Source organism: Streptomyces solincola, assembly GCF_002982015.1.
Lineage (GTDB): Bacteria > Actinomycetota > Actinomycetes > Streptomycetales > Streptomycetaceae > Streptomyces > Streptomyces solincola.
Map to the genome: position 1 here is coordinate 1 of NZ_PVLV01000523.1, position 10,312 is coordinate 10,312.

At 74.0% G+C, this 10,312-nt stretch carries 9 protein-coding genes; 5 read left to right on the forward strand and 4 right to left on the reverse strand.

All coding sequences use genetic code 11. The annotated features are described in order from the left end of the window. From C6N75_RS26230 to C6N75_RS26250, 5 genes are all read left to right on the forward strand, one after another. Nucleotides 1–427, forward strand: a 427-nt coding sequence (locus C6N75_RS26230; RefSeq protein ID WP_181160623.1) for a TraR/DksA family transcriptional regulator, incomplete at its 5' end; no start/stop codon positions are given. A 67-nt stretch (nt 428–494) separates the two neighbouring features. Continuing rightward, complete coding sequence (gene lspA / locus C6N75_RS26235) at nt 495–1,055, forward strand: signal peptidase II (RefSeq protein ID WP_105871361.1); 561 nt, start codon at nt 495–497, stop codon at nt 1,053–1,055. Between the two features lie 61 nt (nt 1,056–1,116). Next, nucleotides 1,117–2,058, forward strand: coding sequence for an RluA family pseudouridine synthase (locus C6N75_RS26240; RefSeq protein ID WP_105871362.1), 942 nt, complete (start codon nt 1,117–1,119; stop codon nt 2,056–2,058). Next, nucleotides 2,055–2,519: a GNAT family N-acetyltransferase gene (locus tag C6N75_RS26245; protein ID WP_105871363.1), complete on the forward strand. Its 465-nt coding sequence runs from the start codon at nt 2,055–2,057 to the stop codon at nt 2,517–2,519. Before C6N75_RS26240 ends, C6N75_RS26245 begins: the two co-directional genes overlap by 4 nt. A gap of 114 nt (nt 2,520–2,633) precedes the next feature. Then, complete coding sequence (locus tag C6N75_RS26250) at nt 2,634–4,220, forward strand: Na+/H+ antiporter (RefSeq protein WP_105871364.1); 1,587 nt, start codon at nt 2,634–2,636, stop codon at nt 4,218–4,220. A gap of 154 nt (nt 4,221–4,374) precedes the next feature. Here C6N75_RS26250 and C6N75_RS26255 read toward each other — a convergent pair whose 3' ends face one another. The 4 genes from C6N75_RS26255 to C6N75_RS26275 form a co-directional block, all read right to left on the reverse strand. Continuing rightward, nucleotides 4,375–5,556, reverse strand: a complete 1,182-nt coding sequence (locus C6N75_RS26255) for a mechanosensitive ion channel family protein (RefSeq protein WP_105871365.1) — start codon at nt 5,554–5,556, stop codon at nt 4,375–4,377. Nucleotides 5,557–5,733: 177 nt separating this feature from the next. Further along, a complete protein-coding gene (locus C6N75_RS26265) occupies nt 5,734–7,257 on the reverse strand; it encodes a serine/threonine-protein kinase (protein WP_105871366.1) in 1,524 nt (507 codons plus the stop codon). Nucleotides 7,258–7,300: 43 nt separating this feature from the next. Then, a complete protein-coding gene (locus C6N75_RS26270) occupies nt 7,301–8,965 on the reverse strand; it encodes an alkaline phosphatase D family protein (RefSeq protein WP_105871367.1) in 1,665 nt (554 codons plus the stop codon). A 237-nt stretch (nt 8,966–9,202) separates the two neighbouring features. Beyond that, the gene (locus tag C6N75_RS26275; RefSeq protein ID WP_105871368.1) at nt 9,203–10,018 is read right to left on the reverse strand and encodes a DsbA family protein; all 816 of its coding nucleotides are present in this window, start codon (nt 10,016–10,018) and stop codon (nt 9,203–9,205) included. Between the last annotated feature and the right edge of the window lie 294 nt (nt 10,019–10,312).

Here is a 10,312-nt window from a genome sequence, read left to right on the forward strand (position 1 = left end):
CCTTGGCCGCGGCGACCTCCTCCGCGGTCCAGGGGTCCTCGCCGTACGTCCCGGCGAGGACCCCTGGACCGCGGAGGAGGTCGCCGCGGCCAAGGCCGAGCTGGAGGGCGAGGTGGCCCGCATCCACGCCGAGCTGACCGCCTCCGAGAACGCGCTGACCGGCCTGATGCGGGACTCCGGCGACGGCGCCGGGAACGACGAGGCGGACACCGGCACCAAGAACATCACCCGCGAGCACGAGATGGCGCTCGCCGCCAACGCCCGGGCCACCCTGGAGCAGACCGAGCACGCCCTGAAACGGCTGGACGCCGGCACCTACGGGCTGTGCGAGGTGTGCGGCAAGCCGATCGGCAAGGCCAGGATGCAGGCGTTCCCCAGGGCCACCCTGTGCGTGGAGGACAAGCAGAAGCAGGAGAGGCGCGGCTGACCGGAGGGGCCCGCGGGGGTGTGCCGTACCCTCGTGCACAGTCAGGCACCTAGGTTGAGGGACTCACGTGGCAGAGGCGGAGCGCGTCATCGGTACCCCGGATACGGACGACGAGGCCGCCGCGCCCGCGGAGCGGCCCAGGGGCGGGCGGCGGGTGTTCGCCCTGTTCGCCGTCGCGCTGGTGGCCTACCTGCTGGACCTCGGCAGCAAGCTGCTGGTGGTGGCGAAGCTGGAGCACCAGGAGCCGATCCGGGTGATCGGCGACTGGCTGCGGTTCGTCGCCGTACGCAACCCGGGCGCGGCCTTCGGCATCGGCGAGGCGTTCACGGTGATCTTCACCGTGATCGCGGCGACCGTGATCGTGGTGATCATCCGGCTGGCCCGCAAGCTCTACAGCCTGCCGTGGGCGATCGCGCTGGGCCTGCTGCTCGGCGGCGCGCTGGGCAATCTCACCGACCGGATCTTCCGCGCGCCGGGCGTCTTCAAGGGCGCGGTGGTGGACTTCATCGCGCCCGCCCACTTCGCGGTCTTCAACCTCGCCGACTCGGCGATCGTGTGCGGCGGCTTCCTGATCGTGATCCTCTCCTTCCGCGGGCTCGACCCGGACGGGACCGTCCACAAGGACTGACCGCGGGCAGGGCGTGACCCGGCCGGGCGGGCGTGTCGGGTGGACAAGGCATACTCGACGGGTGAGCACGATTCCCGAGATCCGTACGCTGCCCGTTCCCGATGGCCTGGAGGGCGAGCGCGTCGACGCCGCCATCGCCCGTATGTTCGGCTTCTCCCGGACCAAGGCCGCCGAGCTGGCCGCCGCCGGGAAGGTGCTGGTGGACGGCGCCGTCGTCGGCAAGTCGGAGCGGGTGAGCGGCGGGGCCTGGCTGGAGGTCGAGATGCCCGGCGCGCCCGCGCCGGTGAGGATCGTCGCCGAGCCGGTCGAGGGCATGGAGATCGTCCACGACGACGACGACATCGTGGTGATCGTCAAGCCGGTCGGGGTGGCCGCCCACCCCAGCCCCGGCTGGACCGGCACCACCGTGATCGGCGGGCTGGCCGCCGCCGGCTACCGGATCTCCACCTCCGGCGCGGCCGAGCGCCAGGGCATCGTGCACCGCCTCGACGTCGGCACCTCCGGGCTGATGGTGGTCGCCAAGTCCGAGCGCGCCTACACCCTGCTGAAGCAGCAGTTCCGGGAGCGCACGGTCGACAAGCGCTACCACGCGCTGGTGCAGGGCCACCCGGACCCGCTGAGCGGCACCATCGACGCGCCCATCGGCCGCCACCCGCAGCACGACTACAAGTGGGCGGTCACCGCCGAGGGCAAGCCCTCGGTGACCCACTACGACCTGATCGAGGCGTACCGGGCGGCCTCGCTGCTCGACATCAAGCTGGAGACCGGCCGCACCCACCAGATCCGGGTGCACATGTCCGCCCACCGCCACCCCTGCGTCGGCGACCTCACCTACGGCGCGGACCCGACGCTGGCCAAGCGGCTGAAGCTGACCCGGCAGTGGCTGCACGCGGTCCGGCTCGGCTTCGAGCACCCCGCGGACGGACGCTGGGCGGAGTTCGAGAGCACCTACCCGGCCGACCTCCAGCAGGCGCTGGACGCCATCGCGGCGGAGAGCGCGTGAGCGGTGTCCTGATCCGCGAGGCGGTGAGCGAGGAGGACCGCCGGGCGGCCTTCGCGGTGCGCCGCGAGGTGTTCGTGGGCGAGCAGGGCGTGCCGGAGGAGCTGGAGTACGACGCGCTGGACGCGGGCGCGGTGCACGTCGTCGCGCTCGGAGCGGACGGGACGGCGCTGGGCGCCGGGCGGCTGCTGCACGGCCCGGACGCGGCCGGGCAGACCGGCGGCGCGGCGGGCGTGGGCTCGCTGGGCCGGCTCGCGGTGTCCCGCGCGGCGCGCGGCACCGGCCTGGGCGCGGCCCTGGTGCGGGCCATCGAGGACGCCGCCCGCGAGCGCGGGCTGACCGCGGTCGACCTGCACGCCCAGACCCACGCGCTCGGCTTCTACCGGAAGCTGGGCTACCAGGCGTACGGCGAGGAGTACCTGGAGGCGGGCATCCCGCACCAGGGCATGCGCCGCGTGCTGTAGCCGACCCGCGCGCCCCGGCCTCGGCGGTCGCGGGGGGCGCGCGTGGCAGGGTGGGGGGCTGATCATCATCCCGGGCCACGGCCGGCCCGGGCTCGTACGGCCGGAGGGCGCACCGTGGACCAGCTTGCGCTGCTGCTCGCACTGCTGCTCGGGGCGGTGCTAACCGTCCCGCTGGGGGAGAGGCTGGGGCTGCCCGCCCCGGTGCTGATGACCCTCGCCGGCGTGGTCCTGGCGCTGGTGCCGGTGGTGCCCAACGTCGACATCCCGCCCGACTACATCCTGCCGCTGGTGCTGCCGCCGCTGCTGTACGCGGCCGTGCAGCGCACCTCCTGGCGGCAGTTCGCCGCCAACCGGCGGCCCATCTTCCTGCTCGCCGTCGCCCTGGTCTTCGTCACCACGGCCGCGGTGGCCGCGGTCGCGCACGCGCTGGTGCCGGCGCTGCCGCTGGCCGCCGCCTGCGTGCTGGGCGCGCTGGTCGCCCCGCCCGACCCGGTCGCCGCCACCGCCGTGGCCGGCTCGCTCGGCCTGCCGCGCCGGCTGGTGTCGATCCTGGAGGGCGAGGGCCTGTTCAACGACGTCACCGCGATCGTGCTCTACCACGTGGCGATCGGCGCGGTGGTGGGCGGCACCTTCTCCTGGGGCGGCGCGGCCGGCGAGCTGGCGCTCTCCGCGCTGGTCGCCGTCGCGGTCGGACTGTTGCTCGGCTGGCTCACCGACAAGCTGCTCGGCCGGCTCGGCGACGCCACCCTCCAGACCGGTCTCACCCTGCTCGTCCCCTTCACCGCCTATGTGCTGGCCGAGGAACTGCTGGGCTCCGGGGTGCTCGCGGTGCTGGTCACCGCGATGTTCCTGGCCGAGCGGTCGGTGGACGCCGACGACGTGATGGGCCGGCTCGCCGGGCGGACCTTCTGGGAGATCGTCGACACCCTCGTCACCGGCATCGCCTTCGGGCTGATCGGCCTGGAGCTGCACAACGTCTTCGGCACCGCCGAGGAGCGGGTGGGCTCGATGCTCGGCTGGGGCGCGGTCGTCGTGGTGTGCGTGGTCGGCGTACGGCTGCTGTGGCTGCTGCCGGCCACCTGGCTGGCCAAGCGGCTGCACAAGCGCCGCGACGTGGACGAGGAGATCCCGGTCTCCTGGCGGGAGACCGTGGTCATGTGGTGGTCCGGGATGCGCGGGGTGGCCTCGGTCGCGCTGGCGCTCGCCATCCCGCGGGAGACGGAGTCCGGGGAGCCGTTCCCCGGCCGGGACGAGATCGTCTTCATCGCCTTCTGCGTCATCCTGGCCACCCTCGTCGTCCAGGGCCTGACCCTGCCCTGGCTGGTGCGCACCCTCGGCGTGCGGGCCGACACCGACGCCGAGCGCCGCTGCGAGCACGACCTGGCCGTCCGGGCGTACAGGGCCGCCAAGCGCCGGCTGAAGGAGATCCAGGAGGTCGAGGAGCTGCCCGAGGAGCTCCAGGAGCGGCTCCAGCGGATCGCCTTCGACGTGGGCGCGCGGATCAGCCCGGACATCGTCGACGAGGAACGCCGCTCGGCGTACGCGGACCGCACCCAGCGGATCAAGTCGCTCCAGCGGCTCCAGCGGGAGCTGATGTCGGCCGCCCGCCACGAGGTGCTTGCCGCCCGCAGCGAACCGGGCGCCGATCCCGAGGTGGTGGACCGGGTGCTGCGCCAGCTCGACGTCCGCAGCCTGCGCTAGGACGCGAAAGCGCCAGGACGCGAGAGCGCCAGGACGCGAGAGCGCCAGGACGCGAGAGCGCCAGGACGCGAGAGCGCCAGGACGCGAGAGGGGGCCGGGGCGCGAGAGGGGGCCGGGGCGCTGCCGCCCTGGCCCCCTTTCGCGTACCGCCGTGTCAGCCCCGGCCGGTGCGGGGGGCCTCCTCCAGGTCCCGGCCGCCGTCCTGAAGCGGGTACTCGTCGGCGTTGTTGCTGTGCACCTCCGAGGGGCGCGGCTGGCGGCCATCCAGCTTGGCGCGCTCCGGCCACTGGCCGTCCGGCGGGAGGGTGGCCGCCGAGGTGGCGATCCGCGGCAGCGCGTACGGGTGCTTCTCGCACAGCCAGCCGATGAGCTGCTCGCGCACCACGCAGCGGGCGGTCCAGATGTCGTCGGCGTCCTTGGCCGTCACCACCACCCGCACCTGGATGGTGTTCGGGGTGGTGTCGGTCACCGCCAGCGACCAGTCACGGCCGTCCCAGGCCGGGCAGTTGTCCAGGATCTCCTTGGTCTTCTCGCGCATGAGGCTGATCGGCGCGGAGTGGTCCAGGTGGAAGAAGACCGTCCCGGTCATCTGCACGCCGCCGCGCGACCAGTTCTCGAACGGCTGGCTGGTGAAGTACGAGACCGGCATGGTGATCCGCCGCTCGTCCCAGGTGCGCACCGCCAGGAAGGTCAGCGTGACCTCCTCCACCACGCCCCACTCGCCGTCCACCACCACGGTGTCGCCGATGCGGACCATGTCGCCGAAGGCGATCTGGAAGCCGGCGAAGAGGTTGCCCAGGGTGGACTGGGCGGCCACACCGGCGACGATGCCGATGATGCCCGCGGACGCCAGCATCGACGTGCCGATGGCCTTGAACTGCGGGAACGTCAGCAGCATCGCCGCGGCCGCGACCACGCCGACCACCGCGGTGACGATCCGCATGATGAGCGTCACCTGGGTGCGCACCCGGCGCACCCGGGCCCGGTCGTGCGAGGTGTTGGCGTACCGCGCGTAGCTGGACTCCACTATCGCCGAGGCGATGCGGATCACCAGCCACGCGCCGGCGCCGATCATCACCAGCGACAGCACCTGCCCGATGCCCGCCTCGTGGTCCTCGATGATCTGCCACTTGGTCTGGCGGTACGACCCGCGCAGCGATCCGGTCAGCAGCACCACCTGGAAGGGCAGCCGGCAGCGGCGCAGCAGCCCCCACAGCGGCGTCTCGGGATGGCGGGCGTCGGCCCGGCGCAGGGTGAAGTCGACGAGGTAGCCGACCAGCAGGGTGAGCAGGATCGCCCCGCCGAGCACGATCAGCGGGCGCAGTGCGTTCTCCATGTCTCCGAATCCATCTGGGGTCGACTGACAGGACGGCCGGAGGGACATCCCGCTCGTCCACTCGGCCTTCGGTCCGCGCCCGGCCGGGCACGCCGCAGCGATGCGGCCGCGCGCCGCCGGGCACCACGTGCGCGTGCCCGACCTGTCCGACGGCCAAACGGGCAGCCCGCCGAGGCGTCAGTCACGCGTGCAGCGGCCGCTGACCCCGGATCCGGACGCCAGGCACTGGTAGCCGAAGTCCTGCGGGTCCTCGCTCACATAGCGGCCCAGGCACTCGTCGCGGGCCAGACCCCGTGCCCCGCACCACTCCACCGCCTGCCGCCCGTCGGTGAACCCCTTGGCGTAGAACACCCAGAACCCGGGGCGCAGCGAGGCGTAGGCGTCGCTGTCCAGGTACGCCCGCTCCCGTACGCCCTTGTCGGCCAGCGAGCGGTCCATGCGGTCCCGGGCCGCGGGGCCCGCCGCCTTGCCCACCGTGCCGAGCTGGGCGATCCAGGCCCCCGCCGCCAGGTCCGGGTCCGCCGCCGGGGCGGACGGGGAAGCGGAGGGGGAGGGGGAAGGCCAGGCCGAGGGGGTGCCGGAGGCCGGGGCGGAGGCCGTCGGGGTCGCCGGGGGCGACGCGGCGTCCCGGCCGCCGCCCCGGCCGTCGTCCAGGAGGGCGCCGCCGTGCACCGCGTACACGGTGACGGCCGCGGCGGCCGCGGCCACCGCGACGGCGGTGACGACGAGGGGGAGCCGCCGCCCGGACCGGCGGCGGCCGCCGCGACGCGGGACCGCGGCGGGGGCCTCCGGCCGCCGAGGCGACGCGGGCGACGGGGCCGACGGGGCCGGGGCTGCCCGCTGGGCCGGCGCCGTCCGGTCCACCGCCGCGGCGCCGGGGCCGTCCGCCTCCGCTTCGGCCTGGGCGCGGGCCAGCAGGGCGTCCAGGCTCTCCGCGTCCGGGCGGGCCGCCGCATCCCGTACCAGCAGCGCCGCCAGCACCGGGGCCAGCGGACCGGAGCGCACCGGCGGGGGCACCGGCTCCTCCAGCACCGCCGCCAGGGTGGCCAGCGCGGTCGGCCGGCGCAGCGGACTGACGCCCTCCACGCACATGTACAGCACCAGACCCAGCGACCAGAGGTCCGCGGCCGGTCCGTCCTCCAGGGCCCGCACCCGCTCCGGAGCCATGAACTCCGGTGAGCCCACCAGCTCCCCGGTGGCCGTCAGCGAGGACGAGCCCTGCACCGCGGCGATCCCGAAGTCGGTCAGCACCGCCGAACCGTCGGCCCGCAGCAGTACGTTGGCGGGCTTCACGTCCCGGTGCCGGATGCCCGCCGCGTGCGCCGCCCGCAGCGCCGACAGCACCTGCCGGCCGGTGCGGGCCGCCTGGGCCGGGTCGATCGGCCCGGCCGCGATCCGGTCCTGGAGCGAGGTGTTCGGCAGCAGCTCCATCACGATCCACGGATGCGGGCCCTGGTCCACCACGTGGTGGACCGTCACCACGTGCGGATGGCTGATCCGGGCCAGCGCCCGCGCCTCCCGCAGCACCCGCTCCCGTATCGCCGGATCCTGGTCGCGGCCCGCCCCGTAGCGGACCTCCTTCAGGGCCACCTCGCGCTGGAGCACGGTGTCGCGCGCCCGCCACACCGTGCCCATCCCGCCGCTGCCCAGCCGCTCCACCAGCGTGAAGCGTCCGTCCACCACATCCCCCGGCGCACTCATGGCGCACAGGGTAGAGGACCGCGACGGGCCGTCCGGGAGCCGCTCAGCGCACCGGGGCGTACACCCGCTCGACCTTCTGCGTCCCGCTCGCCGTGCGGTAGGAGCGCAGCCACTTCGAGGAGGCGTCCGGGCGGGTCTTGTCCGACACCGCGTAGTAGTCCATCTGCGCGCCCGCGCGGGTCACGTCCAGCACGCCGTAGCCGTGCCGGTCCAGGTCGACCCACTTCACATGGCTGTTGGCGGCCCGCAGCGCGGCGGCCGCCGCCAGCGAGACCGTGCCCGGGGCCACGTGCAGGATGTCGTCGAGGTTGTCCGAGGACACCGAGGTCACCACGAACTCGGTGGCCGCCGACCCGGAGGCCGGGTAGGTGGCCGCCTTCACCGGCACGTCGTTGGCCCACGCCATGTGGATGTCGCCGGTCAGGAACACGGTGTTGCGGATCTTCCGCTCGGTCAGGTGCGTCAGCAGCTCGCGGCGGTCGGCGGTGTAGCCGTCCCACTGGTCGGTGTTGATCGCCAGACCGCCCTCGGGCAGCCCCAGCAGTTCCCTCAGGGGTCCCAGCAGGTGGGAGGGCAGCGACCCGAAGGCCACCGGCGAGATCATCACCGAGGTGCCGACCAACTGCCACACCGCGTCCGAGGACGCCAGGCCCGCCTTCAGCCAGTCCAGTTGGGCCCGGCCGGTGATCGTCCGCTTCGGGTCGTCCACCTTCCCGCTGCCCACCGTCGCCTGCTGCGAGCGGAACGAGCGCAGGTCCAGCAGGTGCAGGTCGGCCAGCGCGCCGAAGCGCAGCCGCCGGTAGACGGTGCCCTCGGTGGAGGCGCGCACCGGCATCCACTCGAAGTACGCCTGCTTCGCCGCCGCCACCCGGGCCGCCCAGTCGCCCTCCGCGCCCGGGGTGTGGTTCTCCGCCCCGCCGGTCCAGGCGTCGTTGGCGAACTCGTGGTCGTCCCAGATCGCCACCACCGGGTGCGCGGCGTGCAGCGCCTGGAGGTCGGGGTCGGTCTTGTGGGTGCCGTGCCGCAGCCGGTAGTCGGCCAGCGTGGTGATCTCGTGCGCGGGCAGGTGCGGGCGGACCGTGTACCTCGCGTCCGGGTACACGCCGCTCGCGTACTCGTAGATGTAGTCGCCCAGGTGCAGCACCGCGTCCAGGTCGGTGCGGGCGGCGAGGTGGCGGTACGCGGAGAAGTAGCCGGACTCCCAGTTGGCGCACGACACCACGCCGAAGCGCACGCCCCGCGCGTTCGACCCGGCGGGGGGCGCGGTGCGGGTGCGGCCGGTCGCGGAGACGGTGGAGCCGGCGGTGAAGCGGTAGTGGTACGGGGTGTCCGGGGCGAGTCCGCGGACGTCCGCCTTCACGGTGTGGTCCGCGGCGGCGGTGGCGGTCACCGTGCCCCGGGCGGTGATCCGGGTGAAGCCGGCGTCCTCGGCGACCTCCCACCGGACCTCGGTGTCCGGGCCCCGGCCCGAACCGGGCAGCGCGTCGGGCGTCGGGGTCACTCGGGTCCACAGCAGGACGCCGTCGGGCAGCGGGTCGCCGGAGGCCGTCCCGTGCACGAAGGCGGGGCCGGGCGCGGCGGGTGCGGCGACGGCGGGTGTGGTCGCGAGGACACTGCCGGCCAGGGCCGGTGCGGCGAGGGTGGTGGCGGCCGCGGCCTTGACGACCGTACGGCGGCTGGGGTGTATGGACTGGTTACGACTGGTCACGGATGGTCACACTACTGATCACATGACCGTATGAGGGTGTTTGAAGTGAATAACTGCGTGACTTTAAAGGTCCTTTGAAGGAGGGCGGCCCTCGGTGCCCTGCCGGTGGCGGGCAGCCCCGACGCCTTGCCGGTGGCGGGCGGCCGCCGGGAACGGACGCGGGGCGGCGCCCGGAGGGTGTCCGCGCGCCGCCCCGACCGCAGTACGGGCTCACCGCGCCCCTGCGGCCGTACGGCCTTACGCCTTCAGCGCCTTGTCGATCGCCGTCCTGAACTCCTCGGCGGTCAGCGGGGCGTTCTTGCCGTTCGCCCCCGTCACCGCCTTGCCGTCCATCTTCAGCGTCGGGGTGCCCTCCACCCCGCTGTCGTCGAACGCGGCGGACATCTTCATCGCCCAGGCGTCGAACGTGCCGCCCTCCACGCTCTTCTTGAACGAGGCGTTCCCCTTCAGGGCCGGCACCGAGTCCGCCACCTCCAGCAGGTAGGAGTCCTTGGCGAACTTGTCGTCGGTCTCCTCCGGGTGGAACTGCGCGGAGTACAGCGCGCTCTTGTAGGCGAGGAACGCCTCCGGGCTGACGTCCAGCGCGGCGCCCAGCGCGGACAGGGCGTTCTTGGAGCCCTCGCCGCCGGCGCCGTTGTCGATGAAGGTCGCGCCGACGTACTTGACCTTGTACTTGCCGTCGGCGACGTCCTTGTCGATGCTCTCGCCGACCTGCTGCTCGAAGGTCGCGCAGATCGGGCAGCGCGAGTCCTCGTACAGCTCCAGGGTCTTCTTCGCGGTCGGCTTGCCCAGCACGACCGTGGTGCCGTCGGCGCCCGAGGTGTTCTTCGGCGCGGTGACGTCCTTCTGGTTCTTGGCCGCCTCCCAGTGGGAGGGCTTGTTCATCTGGACGACGCCGTAGCTGATGCCGCCGGCCAGGGCGAGCACGGCGACGGCGGACAGGGCGACGGTCACCTGCCGGCGCGCCTTCGCCTTCTTCGCCTCGCGCTCGCGCTCCTGGCGCAGCCGCTCGCGGGCGGCGGACTTGTTGGACTGGCTGTTGCGTGCGCTCATGGGGGTCTTCTCCGTGCGGTACCGAGTGTCGAAAGGGGGGTGTGGTGCGGTGCTCAGGCGGCCTGGCCCGGGCACGGCGGTCCACGCCGTCCGACGGAGTGCACGAGGAGCCGGCCCCGGCCGAGGGCGCGGGGCGCGGCGGTGGGGCGGGGGGGGGGGTCCGCGGCGGGGCGCGGGGCGCCCGCCCCGCCGGGGACGGGCCCCCACGGGCCGGAGGGGGGGGGCGCCGCCGGGCGGGGCCACCCCGCCCGCCCGCCCTCTCCCCCGGGCCCGGAGGGGGGCGGGGCCAGGGAC

Excerpts from the sequence above, each read along its gene's own strand:
- C6N75_RS26255 (WP_105871365.1), bottom strand. The coding sequence starts at position 5,556 with ATGGAGAACGCACTGCGCCCGCTGATCGTGCTCGGCGGGGCGATCCTG.
- C6N75_RS26265 (WP_105871366.1), bottom strand. The coding sequence starts at position 7,257 with ATGAGTGCGCCGGGGGATGTGGTGGACGGACGCTTCACGCTGGTGGAG.
- C6N75_RS26275 (WP_105871368.1), bottom strand. The coding sequence starts at position 10,018 with ATGAGCGCACGCAACAGCCAGTCCAACAAGTCCGCCGCCCGCGAGCGG.